At 35.4% G+C, this 20963-nt stretch carries 21 protein-coding genes; 12 read left to right on the top strand and 9 right to left on the bottom strand.

All coding sequences use genetic code 11. The annotated features are described in order from the left end of the window. Position 1: 1 nt before the first annotated feature. Positions 2-1114, top strand: coding sequence for an LptF/LptG family permease (locus BW946_RS09940; protein WP_076596029.1), 1113 nt, complete (start codon positions 2-4; stop codon positions 1112-1114). Here the strand turns inward: BW946_RS09940 and BW946_RS09935 are convergent. After that, positions 1108-1821, bottom strand: coding sequence for a biotin--[acetyl-CoA-carboxylase] ligase (locus BW946_RS09935; RefSeq protein WP_076596028.1), 714 nt, complete (start codon positions 1819-1821; stop codon positions 1108-1110). The genes BW946_RS09940 and BW946_RS09935 overlap by 7 nt on opposite strands. Before the next feature lie 87 nt (positions 1822-1908). Here BW946_RS09935 and rsfS point away from each other — a divergent pair, with 87 nt between their 5' ends. The 9 genes from rsfS to BW946_RS09890 all read left to right on the top strand — a co-directional run bounded on the left by rsfS (position 1909) and on the right by BW946_RS09890 (position 11003). Then, positions 1909-2274, top strand: a complete 366-nt coding sequence (gene rsfS / locus BW946_RS09930; RefSeq protein ID WP_047376360.1) for a ribosome silencing factor — start codon at positions 1909-1911, stop codon at positions 2272-2274. A gap of 21 nt (positions 2275-2295) precedes the next feature. After that, positions 2296-4317 carry an ATP-dependent zinc metalloprotease FtsH gene (gene ftsH, locus BW946_RS09925; RefSeq protein WP_076596027.1) on the top strand — a complete coding sequence of 674 codons (2022 nt, stop codon included), beginning with the start codon at positions 2296-2298 and terminating at the stop codon, positions 4315-4317. Positions 4318-4453: 136 nt separating this feature from the next. Continuing rightward, on the top strand, positions 4454-5035 hold the full coding sequence (locus BW946_RS09920; RefSeq protein ID WP_076596026.1) for an LUD domain-containing protein: 582 nt from the start codon (positions 4454-4456) through the stop codon (positions 5033-5035). A gap of 24 nt (positions 5036-5059) precedes the next feature. Continuing rightward, positions 5060-5932, top strand: coding sequence for a phosphatidate cytidylyltransferase (locus tag BW946_RS09915; protein ID WP_076596025.1), 873 nt, complete (start codon positions 5060-5062; stop codon positions 5930-5932). Positions 5933-5936: 4 nt separating this feature from the next. Further along, on the top strand, positions 5937-6593 hold the full coding sequence (locus BW946_RS09910; protein WP_076596024.1) for a phosphatidylserine decarboxylase family protein: 657 nt from the start codon (positions 5937-5939) through the stop codon (positions 6591-6593). 434 nt (positions 6594-7027) lie between these two features. Beyond that, positions 7028-8020 carry a helix-turn-helix transcriptional regulator gene (locus tag BW946_RS09905; protein ID WP_083688841.1) on the top strand — a complete coding sequence of 331 codons (993 nt, stop codon included), beginning with the start codon at positions 7028-7030 and terminating at the stop codon, positions 8018-8020. Between the two features lie 97 nt (positions 8021-8117). After that, positions 8118-8531, top strand: coding sequence for a transposase (locus tag BW946_RS09900; RefSeq protein ID WP_076596023.1), 414 nt, complete (start codon positions 8118-8120; stop codon positions 8529-8531). A 1-nt stretch (position 8532) separates the two neighbouring features. Beyond that, positions 8533-8853, top strand: coding sequence for a transposase (locus BW946_RS09895; protein ID WP_076596022.1), 321 nt, complete (start codon positions 8533-8535; stop codon positions 8851-8853). Positions 8854-9218: 365 nt separating this feature from the next. Beyond that, the gene (locus BW946_RS09890) at positions 9219-11003 is read left to right on the top strand and encodes a hypothetical protein (protein ID WP_076596021.1); all 1785 of its coding nucleotides are present in this window, start codon (positions 9219-9221) and stop codon (positions 11001-11003) included. A 50-nt stretch (positions 11004-11053) separates the two neighbouring features. Here BW946_RS09890 and BW946_RS09885 read toward each other — a convergent pair whose 3' ends face one another. The 4 genes from BW946_RS09885 to BW946_RS09870 form a co-directional block, all read right to left on the bottom strand. Beyond that, positions 11054-11401 carry a DUF1801 domain-containing protein gene (locus BW946_RS09885; RefSeq protein ID WP_076596020.1) on the bottom strand — a complete coding sequence of 116 codons (348 nt, stop codon included), beginning with the start codon at positions 11399-11401 and terminating at the stop codon, positions 11054-11056. Between the two features lie 18 nt (positions 11402-11419). Next, a complete protein-coding gene (locus tag BW946_RS09880; protein ID WP_076596019.1) occupies positions 11420-13258 on the bottom strand; it encodes an ABC transporter ATP-binding protein in 1839 nt (612 codons plus the stop codon). Positions 13259-13490: 232 nt separating this feature from the next. Continuing rightward, complete coding sequence (locus tag BW946_RS09875; protein ID WP_076596018.1) at positions 13491-14411, bottom strand: M28 family peptidase; 921 nt, start codon at positions 14409-14411, stop codon at positions 13491-13493. 144 nt (positions 14412-14555) lie between these two features. Next, the gene (locus tag BW946_RS09870; protein ID WP_076596017.1) at positions 14556-14945 is read right to left on the bottom strand and encodes a DUF4293 family protein; all 390 of its coding nucleotides are present in this window, start codon (positions 14943-14945) and stop codon (positions 14556-14558) included. 144 nt (positions 14946-15089) lie between these two features. Between BW946_RS09870 and rho the strand changes: the two genes are divergently transcribed. After that, the gene (gene rho, locus BW946_RS09865; RefSeq protein WP_076596016.1) at positions 15090-16913 is read left to right on the top strand and encodes a transcription termination factor Rho; all 1824 of its coding nucleotides are present in this window, start codon (positions 15090-15092) and stop codon (positions 16911-16913) included. Between the two features lie 194 nt (positions 16914-17107). Then, on the top strand, positions 17108-17704 hold the full coding sequence (locus BW946_RS09860; RefSeq protein ID WP_076596015.1) for a superoxide dismutase: 597 nt from the start codon (positions 17108-17110) through the stop codon (positions 17702-17704). 133 nt (positions 17705-17837) lie between these two features. Here BW946_RS09860 and BW946_RS09855 read toward each other — a convergent pair whose 3' ends face one another. From BW946_RS09855 to BW946_RS09840, 4 genes are all read right to left on the bottom strand, one after another. Continuing rightward, entirely contained in the window at positions 17838-18605 is a 768-nt protein-coding gene (locus BW946_RS09855; RefSeq protein ID WP_076596014.1) for a GLPGLI family protein, read from the bottom strand. 57 nt (positions 18606-18662) lie between these two features. After that, positions 18663-18926 carry a hypothetical protein gene (locus BW946_RS09850; protein WP_139325992.1) on the bottom strand — a complete coding sequence of 88 codons (264 nt, stop codon included), beginning with the start codon at positions 18924-18926 and terminating at the stop codon, positions 18663-18665. A gap of 251 nt (positions 18927-19177) precedes the next feature. After that, positions 19178-19597 carry a DUF6146 family protein gene (locus BW946_RS09845; RefSeq protein WP_076596012.1) on the bottom strand — a complete coding sequence of 140 codons (420 nt, stop codon included), beginning with the start codon at positions 19595-19597 and terminating at the stop codon, positions 19178-19180. A 51-nt stretch (positions 19598-19648) separates the two neighbouring features. Beyond that, a complete protein-coding gene (locus tag BW946_RS09840) occupies positions 19649-20839 on the bottom strand; it encodes an endonuclease/exonuclease/phosphatase family protein (protein ID WP_076596011.1) in 1191 nt (396 codons plus the stop codon). Positions 20840-20963: the final 124 nt, after the last annotated feature.

The following is a 20963-nucleotide window of genomic DNA, read 5'->3' as shown; positions in this document are numbered from 1 at the left end:
TATGCTTAAAATTGTAGACAGATATATCATTAAAAAATACCTTGGAACTTTCAGTTTCATGTTGGTGTTATTGTCTATAGTTGTACTGGTCATTGATGTTCAGCAAAAAATTCCAAGGATAGAAAATGCCAAAGCCATTGATCCTAAACTGGATCTGACGTATTTCCTTATCCATTTTTATCCCTTCTGGATCATCAACCTTGTGGTAACATTCTTGTCTATTTTGGTGTTTATATCAGTAATTTATTTTACCTCCAGAATGGCAAATAATACTGAGATTGTTGCTATTATAAGTAGTGGAGCCAGTTTTCACAGGTTTTCCAAGCCTTACCTATTTACATCTGTTTTTATTGGATTGATTGCCCTTGTGGTATACCATATGGTGCTGCCGTGGGCCAATATCAAGAAAAATGAGTTGGAAGCATATACTTATAATGCAGCTAATAAAGAAAAGATTTTAGGAACAGCTCCGGCTTCTTCACAGCTGAGTAAAACGGAATATATTTTCGTTGATTCATGGAATAAAAGAGAAAAAAGAGGATCAAGTTTTGTCTATCAGAAATATGATAAAGACAGAAAAATGATCTATGAGCTGAAAGCAAGCGAAGTATATTGGGATAAAGAAAAAAAGCAGTTTGTTTTAAATAACTATCTGGAAAAAACAATCAATAAAGACAATACCGAAAAACTCGGAAACGGGATAGAATTAAGGAAGAACTACGGCCATTCGCCGGAAGAACTTTTCCCTAATGAGCTTTTGGGACAGAATAAAACCACACCGGAACTTCTGAAATTTATTGAAAGAGAAAAAGCAAGAGGAAACAGTAACCTGAATTCTTACCTGAATGAACTTCACCAAAGAACTTCAATGCCCGTTTCGATCATTATTTTGACATTTCTGGCGCTTTCCCTGTCATCACAAAAGAAAAGAGGAGGGTTGGGAATTAACCTTGCAATAGGGATTTCATTGGCCTTTATTTTTGTGTTTTCATTCGAAGCCTTAAAAGTGGTTTCAGAAAATAAAAGCCTGTCTCCAGCAGTAGCCATGTGGCTGCCTAATATGGTATTTTTACCGCTTACCCTTTATCTTTATATCAAAAGAGCCAATCAGTAAAGGAGTTTTACTTCTTTGTGATAAAAGGAATGCATTCCGTCTTCCAGTTCGATCCAGAGTTCGCCCTTTTCGTCTGCATATCGGATGATGCCATTTTGTCGTTCTTTTTCAATTACAAAGACCGATATCTGATCTTTTCTGAAAAGTCTTTTATTGAATCCATCCAGAATTTCCTGATCGGAAGGCATGTTTTTCAGTTTTCCGGACAAATATTCATGAAGGTTTAAAGCAAGCTCTTCCAGGTCAAATTGGAGTCCTGTCTGTGTCAGGAGTGATCCTGCATTGGATATTTCATCAAAATTTTCCTGCAGAATATTGATGCCTGCTCCGATGATGAAATAATTATTCTGATTAATTTTTTTCTTTTCTATTAAAATTCCAACGATTTTTTTACCTTTAAGGATAATATCATTCGGCCATTTGATTTTTACCTCAGAGTCAGACAAATTGGCAAGAAAATCACGGATCACCATTGCGGTATAATAATTGAACATAAAGTCGGAGCACAGGATGTTCTGAGTATTCACTGCCAGCGTATAAGCCAGGTTTTTTCCGGCAGTCTGAGTCCAGACATTTCCATACTGACCACGGCCTTTTGTTTGATTAAAAGTATGAAGCCCTATAAAATTTGAATCTCCGTAAAGTAAAAACTTTGATATTTCGTCATTAGTAGAAGAACATTCTTTCAGATAGAAGAGTTGACTCATTTAAGAAAACTTTAAGAGATTAAGATGGTAAAAGTAAGGTTAAAGTAAAGAAAAAACAATAAATTTGCAGATTATAGTATTTTTTTAATGAATAAAACAGCAGAAAAACAAGCGTTAATAGATAAAATCGTTGAAGCTATCCAGGATGTAAAAGGGGAAGACATTATGATCTTTGATCTTTCCAACATCGAAAACTCCGTAGCAGAAACGTTCGTGATATGCAGCGGAAACTCAAATACACAGGTAGCTGCATTGGCAGGAAGTGTAGAGAAGAAAGTAAGAAACGAACTACAGGACAGACCCTGGCACGTAGAAGGTACTGAAAATGCAATGTGGGTATTGGTGGATTACGTTTCAGTGGTGGTTCATATATTCCAAAAACAGGTACGTGAGTACTACGACATAGAAGAACTTTGGGGTGACGCAGTCATTACCAAAATTGAAAATGAATAATAAAAATTTTAAAAAGTCTAAATGAATAATAAAGGATTCAACTGGTTCTTTCCTATTGCAATCGTAGCTCTTTTGCTATTCTTTGGTTCCAATTTCCTTGGAGGTGATGCAGCAAAATCTATTGATGAAGATGGTTTCTTTAGAGAAATGCAGGCGGGCAAAGTCCAGAATATAATTATATACAAAGACATAGAGAAAGCTGATGTTTTCCTAACAAAAGAAGCGAAAACGGCAATGGTTTCCAAAGCAGGAAAAGAAAACAATCCTCTTTCTGCTTTCGAAATGGCTCCTAAAGCAGATTTTTCTGTGAAATACGGAGACCTTCAACTTTTCCTTCAGAAATTTGAGCAGGTCAAAGCCAGCAATCCGGCTATTAAAACAACTAAAGATTACGGAACAGGCAAAAGTGCTCTAATGGACATCTTGGTTCCTGCGCTGGTTTGGATTTCTATTCTTGGATTATTCTACTTCCTTCTTTTCAGAAAGATGGGTGGAGGCGGAGGTCCTGGCGGACAGATCTTCTCAATCGGAAAATCCAAAGCAAAGCTTTTCGACGAAAAAGAAAGAATTCAGGTAACATTTAAAGATGTTGCAGGATTGGAAGGAGCCAAAGAAGAAGTTCAGGAAGTGGTAGATTTCTTGAAGAACTCCGAAAAATATACAAAACTTGGAGGTAAAATTCCTAAAGGTGTTCTTTTGGTAGGGCCTCCGGGAACAGGTAAAACGTTATTGGCAAAAGCCGTTGCTGGGGAAGCTAAAGTTCCGTTCTTCTCACTTTCAGGTTCAGATTTCGTTGAAATGTTTGTAGGAGTAGGTGCTTCAAGAGTAAGAGACCTTTTTGCTCAGGCAAAAGCAAAATCTCCGGCAATTATCTTCATTGATGAGATTGATGCCATCGGACGTGCAAGAGGAAAAAATAATTTCTCCGGCGGAAACGACGAAAGAGAAAATACCCTGAACCAGCTTCTTACTGAAATGGACGGTTTCGGAACAGATGTGAATGTAATTGTAATGGCTGCAACCAACAGAGCAGATATCCTGGATAAAGCTTTGATGAGAGCAGGACGTTTTGACCGTTCTATCTATGTAGACCTTCCGGAGCTTCACGAAAGAAGACATATCTTTGATGTTCACTTGAAAAAGATCAAGCTTGACGATAATGTGGACAGAGATTTCCTGGCCAAACAAACTCCAGGTTTCAGTGGGGCAGATATTGCAAACGTTTGTAACGAAGCTGCGCTTATTGCGGCCAGATATAACCATACTTCTGTTACAAAACAGGATTTCCTGGATGCGGTTGACAGAATTATCGGTGGACTTGAAAAGAAAAACATGGCAATCAAACCATCTGAAAAGAGAAGAGTTGCTTATCATGAAGCAGGTCACGCTACAATCTCTTGGCTGGTAGAACATGCATCTCCACTTTTGAAAGTAACGATTGTTCCAAGAGGACGTTCTTTAGGAGCAGCATGGTATCTTCCGGAAGAAAGACAGCTTACCACTACTGAACAGATGTTGGACGAAATGTGTGCAACATTAGGAGGTAGAGCAGCAGAGCAGGTGATCTTCAATAATATTTCTACAGGAGCACTTTCTGATCTGGAAACAGTAACAAAGAGAGCTCAGGCAATGGTTACAATCTACGGTTTAAGCCCTAATATCGGTAATATTTCTTACTATGACAGTTCTGGCCAGTCTGAATACAATTTCGGAAAACCATATTCCGAAGAAACGGCTACCAAAATTGATGCTGAGATCAAATTGATCATCGAAAATCAGTATGAAAGAGCGGTAAGAATTCTTGAAGAAAATAAAGATAAGCTTGATGCTTTGGCTAATAAACTGTTAGAAAAAGAAGTGATCTTCCGTGAAGACTTAGAAGAAATATTCGGAAAAAGAGCATGGGATCCAGAATTGACAGAGAAGCCTGTAACCAATACTATTCCTGAAAAAGATGAGCCGGTAGTAGTGGAAACACCTCAGGTCAAAGAAAAAGAAGAAGAAAGCGAAATTCAGGCTCCGGAAAGCCCGACACAGCTTTAAGATTCTAAAAAAAATATAATTCATAAAACCTGACAACTGTAAAATTGTCAGGTTTTTTCATATTTAAGGAGATATTTTGGACACTATTGTAATTTATTTTCTATTTTTGTATAAAGTTGACTAAAAATAGATTAAGTTGAATTTATTCAAGAGGATTGTAAGCAAACTTACCAACCAGCCTGAAGAAGAGGATAAACAGAGCCTGGAGAAGCTTGGGGATTCGCTGAAAAATGCGGATCTTGACTATAAGTTTGCGCAATTATTTACGCATTCCGGGGGATTTTTTAATTATTGTGCAGACGAAGCGGAAGCTCTACAAACTTTAAATCAGATTGTCAAAATAGAAGCTATTCAAAGCCTTTTCTGTTGGGATAAAGAACTTCAGAACTTTTTGAATGTTGTGAAGTCTACCTACACTTCAGAACTTCAGCCGTCTAATGACGCCGCATTCATCACCTGTGAATACCTGATCGCCTATGATGGCAGAATTATGCTTTCACATAATAATATTCTTCATTATCATTCTTCAAGGCTTCCCGATAGAATTATCATCATTGCCAATGTTTCTCAGATTGTAAACAACCTGAATGATGCTATGGGGAAAATAAAAAGGAACGGAAATATCAAGAACCTTACTTCCATTAGCGGAAGCCAATCAAAAATGGACAGTTCTTCCAATTCCAGTACAAAACTGTTTTTATTGCTGCTTGAAGATTAAGCAACCATTTCTAAATTTTAAATTTTGGACAAAAATCTCATTCAAAGAACCATATCAGGTATCGTTTATGTAGCTATCATTATTCTTTGTTCTACTCCGCTGGGAGCACAGCTGCTGAACAATATTGTACCGGGTCTTATCAAGCAACAGTATCTTTATCATGGATTGATGAGTCTGCTGCTGATTGTAGGAACCTGGGAATGTGTTAAAATCATGAAGTTTGGAAACGGCTATGAAAAATGGGTCGTATATCCATTGGTCATTTTTATTTTCTACATGTTTTCCAAAAGATATTTTAATCACGATTTCTTTTTTGATTTCAGGCTCAGTGAAATACTGGCACTGGCACTTATTGGTATTGCTGTAGTTACTTTATTCAAATATCCTAACGAATTATACTTCGACAGCGGAAAGCTTATTTTTACTGTTATCTACGTAGCACTGCCATTTAGTTTTGCATTAGGGCTGCCAAAGTTCTCCAGCTATAGTGATAGTTTCTCTTTGGAGGTTCTGTTTCTGTTCATTCTGATCTGGAGTAGCGATACCTTTGCTTACCTGGTAGGGAAGTTCTTCGGCAAACATAAAATGGCCCCTAAAATATCTCCTAAAAAAACATGGGAAGGATATGCGGGAGGTGTCGTGTTAACACTGGTTTTATCCTACTTTATTGAGCATTATCAGCCGGAGTTGAGGGGGAACTGGATGGTCGTAGGATTTTTAGTGGCTGCCTTTGCGCCATTAGGCGATTTGGTGGAGAGTCAATTGAAGAGAAACTTCGGTGTAAAGGACAGTGGAAACATTATTCCTGGACATGGAGGAGTTTTAGACAGACTTGATAGTTTTATTATCTGCGTTCCTGTCGTATATTTGTACTTTATTTTAGAAAAATTTATTTAGTCTCATGAAATTACATAGAGAATCAAAAGGAACGATTACCGTTGCAACCCTGCTTTTTATTATACTGGGTGCTCTCGCAATCTATTTCCTTAAAATATGGTCACTGGTGATCATTATGCCTTTATTGGTTATTTACGGTTTAGTTTTCTGGTTCTTCAGAGTTCCTGATCGTAATATTCTTGATCACAAAGAAAACGTAATTGCTCCGGTGGACGGAAAAGTGGTAATGATCAAAGAAGTGGAAGAGGATGAGTTTATCAAAGGAAAAGCTATCCAGGTTTCTATTTTTATGTCTCCTCTCAATGTTCACATTTGTAGATATCCGGTTTCGGGAGATGTTATTTACAAAAAATACCACCCTGGAAAGTATCTTGTAGCATGGCATGAAAAGTCTTCTACGGAGAACGAAAGAACTACGGTAGCTATTCAGACGATGACTGATCATAAAGTAGTCTTCAGACAGATTGCAGGTTATGTTGCAAGACGAATCGTTTTCTACTGTAATGAAGGAGATAAGGCAAAAGCCGGACATGAATTCGGATTTATCAAATTCGGTTCCAGAATGGATGTATTCCTGCCTTTGGATACTGAGATTATCTGTAAAATCGGAGATATTACAAAAGGTGGTGAGGATGTTATCGCCAAACTGAAAGAAAATTAATATTCTTATCGCATATAGAATGAAAAGAGAGCTTATACAGCTCTCTTTTTTATTTAGTAATACGAAACCACATTTAAGTGTATAAAGTTTAAATTACGCATGAGTAATATTGCGTATTGTAAGATGGGTGCTTTTCCATTGTGATTAATAATTTTGCATGCTCAAAAAACACAAGCTCATGCTTTTTAAGTGATATGAGGTAAATGCTTATTAATTTGTTTTCAAAAATGATATTTCATTTGATAATTTTAATATCAATTTTTAGTAAATTGTAGCTAGAAAAAACACCTTAATCATATTCTTTTAATGCTGAAAAAGACTAGTAAATTTCATTTGTAGTTTTTTTTGCATAAAAAGCTGTTAATATTGGGAAATTTATGCCTTCAGGAGTACAAATGCCAACTTAAGCTTGTGAAAACATAAAAAACATCAAGATGATTTATAAATTTTTATTTAAGGTGATCAACGACGAAGCTGAGAACATGGATGATGATTTTGAAAGTAATTATCTTCATCTTATTAACCGGTATTTGCTTTTATTGTTTTTCATATTCCTGTTTTATTCTATTTTTATTATTACTTTTTTCGGAGATATGCTGATCTCCATATTCCTTACTGTCATTACCTTTTTCTGGCTGTTTCTGATTGCTATAAAAGGAAAAACGAAACGTTTTAAAAAGATTTTGAAAACCTCCATAATCGGAATATTCGTTTTACTTACTTTTATAGTGAACTTTTTTAATATCTATACCTATAAAAATGCAGGAGTAGAGTATTTCTATTTTTGTCTTTTGTTTGCCGTTCCATTCTTTCTGAACTATAAAAAAGATGCTTTTGCAATTTTTTTTATTACTTTTATTATCAGCATTAACTTTATTGCTTGCCTTTACTTTGATTTTGATTTTCTTCCTAAAAGCAGATTTATAGAAAAAGAGGATTTTAAGACCATAAAATTGCTGAATATTTTGTTTTCTGTTGCCTCTTTTCTGGTGGATATCGTTTTTATAACCCAGAAAGATCAGTTGATCCATGGCTTAATTACAGATAAAAATGAGAAAGATTCTACCATCAAAGATCTTGTAAAAACGAATGCAGAGCTGATGAAGCATCAAATGCTTATCAATCATCTTTCGGAAGAAAATATCAGGGAAATTTTAATGTTGGCAGAAAACAATTCGCCTATGTTTTTTGAAAAGTTTCAGGTGTTTTTTCCTCATTTTATTCCAGATCTTTTAACGATCAATCCTAATCTCATTCATTCTGAGTTGTATTTTTGTGCTTTGATGAAGCTGGATTTTGATACTAAGAAAATAGCACAGTGTACCAATAACAGTATTCGCGCCGTAGAAAGTAAAAAATACAGAATCCGGAAAAAACTGAATATTTCCTCGGAGATCAATATCAACAGCTTTCTTATAAAAATTTAAACAGAATCCTGTTTTTTATTACTTATACGTAGTTTTGAGTAGTTTTTCTTAGTGATGTTTGCTTCTCTTGTCAATATTTTTACTTAAAAATATTGTGATGAATATTAAGGACATTAATATTGGGGATCTGATCAGGTCCAAAGTAGAAGAGCATCAGATTTCTATAGAAAGAATCTGCAGATTTTTCGAGCAAACGGAAGAAGATATAGAAAAAATGTACCATACAAAAAGTATGGATACCGATATCCTTCTGAAATGGTGCAAGCTTTTAAAGTTTGATTTCTTTAGATTTTATACCGGGCATCTTATTTTGTATTCTCCGCAGTCCAGAATTGATAATGCATTCAGAAAAAAGGAAAATACCCTGATTTTCAGAAAAAGCATTTATACGCAAGAGGTTAAGGATTTTATTCTGGAAAAAATAAAAACCGGAACAATGACTGTCAGCGATGCTGTGGAAAGGTATAAAATACCTAAAACTACTTTATACAAATGGATGAAAAAAATATAATATGACTCCCGATTACAAACAGATTTATACTGATATTCTCGAGGAAAAGTTCCCGGAAAAGTTAATAGACGCTACAATCAGGCTTAAGCTTAAAACATTGAATTCGGCTTTTGATGTTCTCAAGTTTAATCAGCTGGTTTTTGGAGAGCCTGAATATGCGGTTGGATTTAATAATCAAAGACTTCGTTCATATGACGAAAAATCTATATTGAAAATTCTGAAATATCAGAAACAGAACGGACTTAATAATCTCCAGCTGAGCAGACTGTTTAAGATAAGTAGAAATACTATTTCCAAATGGAAAACTATTTTTAATGAATGAAAAGGTGTTTTTGCCAACAACTTTTACGTTATCAAAGACTATTTACTATTTAAGGTCTTTATGAAAAACTTAAAACATAAGACATTGTTCTGTTTTTATGCTTAAAGCGGTGCATGTTTTAATGCTCTTAATGTTTTGATTATTTTTTTAATGTTCATAATCATTTTTCTTTTTTATAAAATCACTTAAGTTTAATTATTATTTAATATGTGTTATAATTCGTTGGTTGTTTATGAGTTTAGCTACGCATGAGTAGTATTGCGTAGCTAAAATCATGATATTAAATAAAAGTTGTTGTTATTTTGCGAAAAGTTTTATAATTTTAGTTAAAATAATTAACCATTAAACAATTATAACTTAATATGATGAGTACAAAATTTAAATCGCCCTCGATCAAGTGCATTTTAATTGCACTTCTCTTTACTTTTGGAGAATATTATTCTCAAAGCACCAATGGTGCAGTAGGGATTAATACTACAACACCTAATGCCAATTCTGTATTGGATGTTGTTTCTAGTAATAACAACAAAGGGGTTCTTATCCCTAGACTTACTGAAGCACAAAGAAATGCTATTGTAATCAACAATGCTCAAGATGATGGCTTGACAATTTATAATACAACAGAAGACTGTATTAATTACTGGAGTCTTGCTGATAATGAGTGGAAAAGTGTCTGCGGACAGATGGGGAAAGCTGTTTTTACAGTAGATTGCTCTTCTTCCAAAGCAATGGGAAGCTATGTTAAAGGAAAAGAACTTACCAGTTCAAATTACCTGAGTATTGCTGTAAATGTAACTAAATTAGGAAATTATACAATTACAGGAACTACACCGAATGGATATAACTTTTATGGAACAGGTGTTTTCCTTAATACAGGCGTACAAACAATACAGATTCCGGGGCAGGGAACTCCTCAGAATGTGCAGACGGATAATATAACACTTGAAGCCAATGGGGCAGCAGTTAATTGTACACCAGCAATTTCTATTGCAGTACTAAGCCCGGCCGGATCTTATACCATGAGCTGTGGAAGTGCAACCGTAAATGGCGTGTATAAAGTGGGAACAGCACTTACAGCGTCCAATACAATTACATTGCCTGTAAATGTTTCGGCATTGGGAAGTTACACGGTTACAACCAATACCGTTGACGGAATTTCTTTCAGCGGATCAGGGACATTTACCTCTACAGGAAATCAGAATATTACATTAAGCGGAACAGGAACTCCAACTTCTACATCAGTGAAGACAATTACTATTACTTCCGATAGCCAGGGAGGCGTATCTACAACTTGTACAGTAAATGTAATTGTAGTTATCCCTGTAAAAACAGTTGTACATCTTGGTGGTACTGGAGATCATGGTTACAGTGCAGAAGAAGATGCCTCCAGAAATTTAATGGATGCTGCTGCTAATTTCGGAACATTAGCAACTAGTGTGGTTAAATTTGAAGGATTTACTCACCTTGCACCCGCAGATGGAGCGCCTGCTATTGCGGCTCTTAATAACAAACCTGATATTGTTATCATGGGGTATCCTTATTCTCCAAACGCAGCAGAAAGAACCGCTATTGTGGACTATCTTAATAAAGGAGGAGTAGTAATTGCCCAGCTGGAAGAAAATGCTTCTATTCAGGCTTTGATGAGAAGTATATTTGCAAGTCCTCAGATTAATGCTACGGGAAGAAACAGTGGAGGAGCTGTATATCAGATGATCAATATCAATGATGAGATTCTTAATGGTCCGTTTGGTGATGTAAGAGGTAAAAACTGGGGTGAAGATGCGAGTGCAACATCCGCATTAGACGGAGTCTCTGAATCTTTTATTACTTCATATAGCGGGGCTAGTGCTATAAACTCTACGAGTGTATTCGCAGGAACAACTATGTTTAAGCATAAGAATTTAAATCTCTTCTATGTAGGCGATGGTGGATTTTTGAGTAACTTCAACGCCAATGGAACAATTGCAAGTAATACGGCTTATCCATTTGCTACAAATACCAGTAATTTTCCGGTAGCAAAAACTGCTTATGGTTTTGCAGGTAACGGAAATACGTTAGGAAGTATGGCTGTACAGAACTCAATTATTTTCGCTAATGTAGTGGCTTGGGCAATCAAACAGGCAGAATTCAATGGAATAAACACACAATGATAAAAGTTTTTTAAAGATGACTCCGGCACGATTATTCGTGCCGGAGTTTTTTATTTTATATGTTTTTTAACGTCCTGTATCATGTTTAATATTAATTCCACAGGGATATCCTTATCCATATCGATAAGAAGGATTTTAAACTTCTTTCTGCCATCCTGTATCAATTCAGGATAATCAAGTCTGTCACCATGATAAAAACTCAGATAATGCTTTTGATATTTTTTGCTGTAATAAAAGTAGCACAGCATTTTCTTTTTGTATTTGATAAACGGAAGTCCGAAACTGAATGTTTCTGTAATATTTTCCGGATCTGAAGCTAAGATGGTATCACGCAAAAATAAAAGAGTACTTCTTTCAGGTTCTTGGATTCTGTAGAAATACTCTTGTATAGGGTTCATTTTAATTCAGTTAAAAGGTTAGTCGAAGTTTTGAAGTTCAACAAGTTTGTGATACATTCCTCTTTTTGCGATCAGATCGTGGTGGGTTCCCTGTTCCACAATATCTCCTTTTTCCATCACTACAATCCAGTCTGCTTTCTGAATGGTTGAAAGGCGGTGGGCAATGACTAAAGACGTTCTGTTTTCCATCATTTTCTCCAGTGCATCCTGTACGAATCTTTCAGATTCCGTGTCCAGCGCAGAGGTTGCTTCATCCAGAATCATGATTGGCGGGTTTTTTAATACCGCTCTGGCAATAGAAACTCTTTGTTTCTGACCTCCGGAAAGTTTACCACCGTCATCTCCGATATTGGAATCATAACCTTCAGGAAGCCTTGTAATAAATGAGTCTGCATTGGCAATTTTTGCTGCAGCAATTACTTCTTCTCTGGTAGCATCAGGTTTACCCATCAGAATGTTATTATAAACGGAATCATTGAACAATACAGATTCCTGGGTTACCATTCCCAATAGCTTACGGTATTCCTGTAATTTTAAATGCTTGATATCGGTTCCGTCAATCAGAATTTCTCCTTCCGAAACATCATAGAATCTGGCTAAAAGATTGGCAATCGTTGTTTTACCGCTTCCACTTTGCCCAACAAGAGCAACTGTTTTCCCTTTAGGGATAGAAAGTGAGAAGTTTTTAAGAATGGTATGATCTTTATCGTAGTAAAAACCAATATTATTAAATTCGATGGAATGATTTAATGTTGAGATCGAAACAGGATTGGGTATTTCATCAATTTTTACGTCTGCATCAAGAATTTCCAATACTCTTTTCAATGAAGCTTCTCCTTTCTGTACATTGGAAATGGATGTAGATAAGCTTTTGGCCGGTGGTAAGATTTGGAAAAACATTCCCAAGAATACCAAAAACCCTGCAGGCGATAAACTTTGGTCTACAATAATCTGTTTTCCTCCATACCATGCAATGATTAAAAAGGTAATAGAACCTAGAAATTCACTCATTGGCGATGCTAATTCTTTCTTTTTTCCCAAACTCATTGAGCTGGAAATCCATCTGTTCATGGACTGCATGAAGCGGTTATCCATGATCTTTTCAGCATTAAATATTTTAATAACCTTTGAAGATTTTAGTGTTTCGTCTACGATAGAAAAGATGGTTCCCAGCTCATTTTGTGCTTCATGGGAGTCTTTTTTTAGACTTTTTCCAATCAAAGCGATCATTGTTCCCATTACAGGCAATACCAATAATGAGAAAAGTGTCATTTCCGGACTCACAATAAATAAAGAAATCAAAGTGCTGATCAACATAAAAGGCGCGTTGATTAATTCAACTAAGCTTCCCAGAATATTTCCTTCCACTTCTCCTACGTCATTAGACATACGGGACATCATATCTCCTTTTCGGCTTTCTGTAAAAAAAGAAACGGGTAAAGTCAATATTTTCCTGTACATAGCTCCCCGTAAATCTTTAGTAACACCTACACGGTAGTTGATCAATAAAAGTGAGCCTAAATACCTGAAAATATTTCTTAAGAGGAACATAAATGCTGTGATAATGCATAGCCAGGCAAGTACTTTTAGAGAGCCATATTCAGAAACTAATGACTGAATAAAATAATTGGAATAATCTTTTGCAAAAGAGAAAAAGTCAATAAGATCACCGGAATAAACAGGTGCAGTTTTATATTTCTCGGGTTTTATGGTGCCAAAAAGCATTCCCAAAACCGGTAGAATAGTCCCTAAGGAAGCAATCTGAAATACAGAGTACAGGATATTGAAAAATAAACTGCCGTAGATATATTTCTGATGCGGTCTCGCGAACTTTAAGATTTTTTTATACTCGTTCATTCAATGAAAAAATTGGATAGCAAAATTACGTAAAATTACAAGATAAGACGTTCTTAATCCTGTTTTACTTTATTGGATAAGTTTCAAAAAGTATCTTTTTGTTACAACCCAGCGCTATTCAGCTTTATTTTTTGAATAAATAAACCTTAACATGGCTTAAGAACAGGAGATAAAAAGGTATTGCTATTTAGTAAAAAAAAACTGCTGCAACAGCAATTTTTTATGATTTCACTTACAATTTAACCCGGTCATTGTACTTCGGAGCAAAATTTTTAGGACCCAGTTGATCCAGTGTTTTTCCAAAGTTATTGATGATCTGTGTCATGTTATCGAAGTCTACAATATTGACATCATCATTTTCATGGTGGTAATGAGATGCTTTTGTCATATCAACGGTAGAAAATGAATGGGCAATGATTTTCTTTTTTACAAAACTCACATTGTCTGAACGGTAAAACAACTGCTGTTTCGCATAAGGATCTGCATTAATTTTTAATCCGTTTACTGCATTTTTATTGAAAAGCTCGTCAAGATCTGAGAATCCGTCTCCTGTCATATATAATGCGTTTTTCCCCCATTGAGATTCTGTAGCTACCATTTCGAAATTGAAAAGAGCTGTCATCTTATTATAAATATGATCCAGATTTTTATCTGTGGAAATAGCTCGTGAGCCCAGCATTCCTTTTTCCTCTCCATTGAATGCCATGAATACCATGGAGAATTCCGGTTTTTTGTTTTTAAAATAATCGGCAATACCTACCAGAGTAGTGATTCCGCTGGCATCATCATCTGCTCCGTTATAAATATTGTCTCCGCTTTTATCACTGGTTCCGATATGATCAAAATGCCCTGAAAAACCAAGATACTGACCTGATTTTCCTTTTTTGATTCCGCAAACATTGTATACCGTCTTTCCGTTGTATTCAAAAGGAACCAGATAAGATGTTCCGGTACAGTATTCCAGATTATTTTCTTTGAAAAGTTTAGCGATATAATTGGCAGCATTTTCATTTTCCTGAGTCCCGATTTCACGGCCTTTCATTTCATCTGAAGCGAGAGTGGAAAGAACTGTTTTTACTCTTTCTTTGGAAACCTCCTGTCCAAAGGTAAATATGGAGAATAGTGATAAAGTAAGATAGGTTAACTTTTTCATTGTCTTTTGTTAAAATTATATGATATGTCGTGTTTTTAATCAAAAAGTTGCAATGAATTTACATAATTTAAATTAAGAATAGATGACAAATAAAAAAACAGCTCCTAAAAAGAAGCTGTTCTCACTCAAAAAATCGTTGTAAGGCTATCGAAGTCTGTCTACAGATTTTACGAGCCTCTCATCTTTACGGATGTAAACGTTTGCTATAAGCAGACAGATTACCGCAATCAATGGGAAAATCGGCTCAATACCCTTCTCAGGAATTTGAATTCCTCCGGATAAGTTTAGTAACCAGTACGCCAACACACCAATCAACAAAGCGTTTATAATGATGCTGATGGTATTCAGCAAAATTTGTCTTTTTCTGTTTTTGAAACTGAAAATACTTAATGCTCCGGTGATAACAAGTACCATACAGCCTATATTAAGTAGAGGAATACTGTCTGAAATGACAACATCCTGTCCTGTTATAAAAAGGAAAACTGCAGCTAAAACTGCTAATAAGGTCCATATGGTTTGTATTCTCTGTAGCATTGAATATTAAATTCTTGGCAAAAATAATATAAATTTTGCACAATTCAAAAATAAGTGTAGATTTGCATTATACAATGTACTTGAAAACCAAAGTCGCCGGACTTACTTTTCTTACTCACAATTAATTACATTTTTACATTAAATATGTTTAACATAGAAACGTTAAGGTCAAAATCCGTAACGGAACTGACTAAAATCTTAAAAGATTTGGGCGTTAAAGTTGCAAGAACCAGCAATGAAAATGACAAGATCTTTGCTATTCTTGACTTTCAGGCTTCTAACCCTAAAGTTGCAAAAGATTATTTCAACGCCACAGAAACCGCCAGTGTAAATACTGAAGAGGCTCCAGCAGAGAAACCTGCCAAAGCCCCGGCAAAAAAAGCTGCCCCGAAAAAAACAGCAGCCAGGCCAAAAGCAATTGCAAAAGCTCCGGTAGAAACTAAAACAGAGGAAATAACAGAAGAAAAGATACCTGTTTCTGAAGAAATAAAACCGGAAGAACCCAAAGCTGAAACCGCTGTAGCAACAGAAGAATCAGCAGCAAGCGCTCAGGCAAAAAAGAAAAGAAAAAGAGTTTCTACCAATACAGCTAACGCAGAAGTATCTCAGGAAAGAGTTGAAGCTCCAAAAAACACAGAACCTCAAGAGCCTGTTCAGGCTGAAGAAAAGCCTAACAACCCTCAACAACAGCAGGCTAGCAGACCTCCAAAAGGACACAACCATCCACAGAACGGTGGAAACCAACATAAAAATCAAAACCAACAGCACCAGCAGCATCAAAACCAAAATCAGAATCAAAACAGAAATTCTGAAAAAGGAGAGGAGCAGCACGACCATAAAAAAGAATTCAATTTCGATGGATTGGTAAGTATTGAAGGGGTTTTGGAGATCTTACCGGATAACTACGGGTTTTTACGTTCTTCAGATTTCAGTTATATATCTTCTCCTGATGATGTGTATGTTTCTACAGCTCAGATCAGGAATTACGGGTTAAAAACCGGAGATACGGTGAAAGGAATTGTAAGACTTCCAAAAGAAGGGGAGAAATACTTTTCATTGTTAAAGCCAACAGAAGTTAACGGACGTGACCTTGCATTTATCAAAGACCGTGTTGCTTTTGAATATCTTACTCCCCTTTTCCCGGAAGAGAAATTCAATTTGGCAGGAAGTAATTCTACCATTTCTACCAGAATTGTAGATTTATTTGCACCTATCGGAAAAGGTCAGAGAGCAATGATTGTTGCACAGCCTAAAACCGGTAAAACGATGTTGCTTAAAGATATCGCTAACTCTATTGCGGCAAACCACCCGGAAGTTTATATGATGGTTCTTCTGATTGATGAGCGTCCGGAAGAAGTTACTGATATGGAAAGAAGCGTAAATGCAGAAGTAATTGCCTCTACATTTGATGAAGCAGCAGAAAAACATGTAAAAGTAGCCAACCTTGTTCTTGCAAAAGCACAAAGAATGGTAGAATGCGGACATGATGTAGTGATTTTACTGGACTCTATTACAAGACTAGCAAGAGCTTACAATACCGTAACGCCTGCATCTGGTAAAGTACTTTCCGGTGGGGTAGATGCCAATGCTCTTCACAAGCCTAAAAGATTTTTCGGAGCGGCAAGAAAAATTGAAGGAGGAGGATCTCTTACCATCATTGCAACGGCATTAATTGATACAGGATCTAAAATGGATGAAGTTATCTTTGAAGAATTTAAAGGTACCGGTAATATGGAGCTTCAGCTAGACAGAAAAATTGCGAACAGAAGAATTTATCCTGCTATTGACCTTATTTCCTCCAGCACACGTAGAGATGATCTGCTTCTGGATGAAGTAACTTCTCAGAGAATGTGGATCTTCAGAAAATATCTTTCTGAAATGAATCCTGTAGAAGCAATGGAATTTGTTAATAAAAACATCAAAGGTACTCTCAATAATGAGGAATTTCTGATGTCTATGAATAAATAAATTTAATTTAATATTGTTAAATAGAAAGCACGGATCATTGGGTTCGTGCTTTTTATTAATATGATAAAAAAATTAAAACTTAATTCATTCTAAATCAATATATCAATGTTAAAGATTTATTAAAGTAATCCACAATCCTTGATAATACCTTAAATATTGGCTAATTTTGAATAATAACATTAAAAATAAAGATTATGTCATTTGAATTACCAAAACTAGGATATGCATACGATGCATTGGAACCAACGATCGATGCAAGAACTATGGAAATCCACCATACAAAACACCACCAGGCATATATTGACAATTTAAATAAAGCAGTTGAAGGAACTGAACTAGCAGGAAAAACTATTGAAGAAATCTGCCAGACAGGAACTGACAAGCCAGCAGTAAGAAATAACGGAGGAGGTCACTTTAACCACTCTTTATTCTGGGAAATTTTAACTCCCGGTGGAAGCAAAGAGCCTGTAGGAAATGTAAAGGCTGCTATCGAAAATTACGGAGGTTTTGATAAATTCAAAACTGATTTTTCTGAGGCTGCTAAAACAAGATTCGGTTCAGGATGGGCCTGGTTAGTAAAAAATACTGACGGTTCTGTATCTGTTTCTTCTACCCCTAACCAGGATAACCCATTAATGCCTGTAGCAGACGTTAAAGGAACTCCGGTTTTAGGATTAGACGTTTGGGAGCACGCTTATTATTTAAACTACCAAAACAGAAGACCTGACTATGTTTCTGCATTTTTCGATGTAGTAAACTGGGATAAAGTAGAGGAATTATTCAATAAATAATTTTCAGCTATTATAAAAATTAAAAGGAGACTGTCTCAAAAGGTAGACCAATACTCTGAGAATTTCTTAAATGACAAAATTTGTCACACAAGAGTCTGAGAGAAAGGTGATTTTAGACAGTCTCCTTTGTCCTTTAATCTATGAATAGATTGTCTTTTTTAAATTTTTCGTTAATAACCTTTGGGTCTGCTAATTGAACACTACTCCCCATATACATTTTAGCTTTTCCAGCAGGATCAGCGTAAAAATCGTTTCTTTCTTTAATGAAATTTGCTTTTGTTGTTTCAATAAAGTTTTTTGGTAAGGTTATATTCAAACTTTGTTTCTTAACACCAACCAAACTAAATGTAAAATAATGGTTTAAATCATACACTTCAACAATCAGTCCTGGGAGTCCTTTAAATCGAAATGGTCCATCATGAGATGGTATGTCAGAAGTAAACCAAGCAGTAAACTTTCTATTGTCGAGCATACAAACTGCTTTCTGACAATTAAATTCACCTATTTTCTTTTTCTCATTTTCTATTGTCCAGTTTATTGTTTCGGCGGGATATCCGTAAAACTTATTGACAATTTTATCAAGTACTTTGATTTTTTTGTCTATACTGTAAAATACCTCATGATTTACCCTTGCTTGAGGCATGGACGCAAAGTTTATAGTGTAATTTCCTTTGTCAAAGTTGCTTTGTACGATTGAATCTCTACGCATTTTTGAGAAGCTTTTATAGATAGATCCTTTACCATCTGAAAGTAGTACCATCGTCTCTTCAAATTTCCGGTCTTTATCTAAGGAATCACGCATGAACGTGTACTTATAATAAAATACGGTACTTGATTTCACTTCTTGTGCTTGAATGAAAGTTGTTATGCTAATAATAAATAGTAGTAATATTTTTTTCATTTTTTACATAATTATAAAACTCAGATAGTAAATAAACTATCTGAGTTATTTTTTTTATTACTGATGACAGTTAATTTGTTCAACGGCTTCTGCATCGCTCATTAAACACTCGGTTCCCCATTCGCTACACCATGTTGTGTATGAATTAAGTCCGCAAGATGTTTGAACAAAAACTTGCATACATCCAAATGCTTTTACTTTGTTTTCCTTTTCCTCTTCTTTGATTTCTGTAACCTTGTAATAAAGATTTGATGCCACTGTGCTTTTAGCATTTACTAATCCAGCAACTCCGAAAGCTGCTAATAAAATAATTTTTTTCATAATGAGTTTTTTTTTATTCATTACTAAAATATAAAATAAAATCAACTTGTCGTGAACTATTTTTTTATGTTAACTCTCTGTTTTTTAGTTGTTTTTTGCGTCGTTAAATTAAAGGATTGTGTTTTTACTACGGAAATTCGAAATACTATTAAGAAAGACATTCTATTGAGTATTTCAATGGAATTTAAACAGCATTTATATAAAAAAGGTTCAAAATTACTTTGAACCTTTTTATTGAGGATGTTTTAAATTTATCTTATCGCATCGCTTCCGGATAATCCATTCAATCTTAGCTTATACTTCCAGTTTACATATACGAAAACCTGATATAATTTATATTCAAACCTGATTCCGTAATTTTCCTTAGGATCATAATCTATTCCGGATTCTATAATATTTCTGTATCTGCCGGAATTATAATAACCATTCCATTCATTCACCAAAAACGTATTTTTTGTTTTCAGATAAGATTCTGTGTACTGGCTGATGGGTCGGGCTACAGCGCTCAGAAAATAGTCAAATTGGGTATCAATGACCGTAAGATCCCATTCTCCGTCTTCATTTTTAGAGGGCTTCATTTCATGTTGCTCCTTATTTTTCTTTGGAGTTTCCTGAGAAAAACAGCTGAAAGGAATCAAGGCAATCATTACTAATAAAATAATACTTTTCATGATATAGGTATTTATATAAAAAAAGCACTCCAATAAGAGTGCCTAAGTTTTTTATGGTTCTTTCTGAAGAACTACAAATGCAGGAAAGTGGTCACTGTAGCCTCCAGTAAACTGGTCTCCATTCCAGGATCTGAAAGGATATCCTTTATAATTCCCTTCTTTATTAACGAGGTAAGGCGGGGCAAAAATTTCTGCTTTGTACACAGAATATTCTTTAGTTACCTGATCTGAAATTACGTTTTTTGAAACGATAATCTGGTCAAACAGGTTGGGAGCGTCCTGGTAAGCCAAAGAAGCAACCCCTTTCTTATATAAAGGATACATCAGGTTAAGATAAGGAGTTTCCTCGCTTAAATCTTTTGGATTGGCCTGAGCTTTCAAATGGTTTTTTAAACTTGGGCTTACAGGGTCATCATTAAAGTCGCCCATTGCAAAAAGCTTTGTGGTGGGATCTGCTGCTCTTACACTGTCCATTTGTTTTTTTAATAACGCTGCGGCAGCATTTCTTTTAGGTAAAGAAATTGCTTCACCACCTCTTCTTGAAGGCCAGTGGTTCATGAAAAATGCTACTTTTTCATTATCTAAAAATCCTGTTACCACAAGAATATCTCTTGTATATTCTCTTCTTCCGCTATCACCGTAAATGACCAGTTCTTTTTTTAATGAATTGGTAGGAGTAAATCTTCTTTTCTGATAGATCAACGCCACATCAATTCCTCTGTAATCATAAGAATTGTAGTGGATAATTCCGTAATCATATTTCTTTAAAGCCGGCTCATTCACAAGATCCTGAATCACCTGTCTGTTTTCAACTTCAATAAGACCCACTACCGCGGGAGCTGTTTTGGTATATTGAGCTCCCATTTCAGAAATTACCTTAGCTTCGTTAGCCAGCTTTGCCTTATAAATTTTACTTCCGTAGTTCTTTGCACTTTTTGGAGTAAACTCTTCAGAACCACCTTGTTCTCTAACTACTTTTTTGCCAATTAAAGCTCCGTCACTCCATGGCCCGTCATATTTTTCAGCTTCCAGAAACTTAATAGAATCTATAGGAATACTTCTGTGGAAAGCGGGATTTTTAATGTCTTTGGTTCCGTCTATATAATCTGCTGAGCGAATAGTATCCCAAAGGTTTTCTACATTTAAGAAACCCACGGTTGCTACTTTTCTCAGTTTTCCTTGTTGTTGTGAGAATGCCACGATCGAAATAAACAGGGCAAACAAACTCGAAAATCTCTTCATCTCTTTAGAGTTTTTATTATTCTATTAATTACAAATTTACTTTTTTTTAACTCACTGCGTTTTAAATATTTGTAAATTTAAAAGCAGTAATTCGAATCTCTCTTTTATAATGATTCTTAAAAGA

Source organism: Chryseobacterium sp. RU33C (assembly GCF_900156015.1).
Taxonomy (GTDB): domain Bacteria; phylum Bacteroidota; class Bacteroidia; order Flavobacteriales; family Weeksellaceae; genus Chryseobacterium; species Chryseobacterium candidae.
This window is presented reverse-complemented; position numbering and strand designations above follow the sequence as displayed.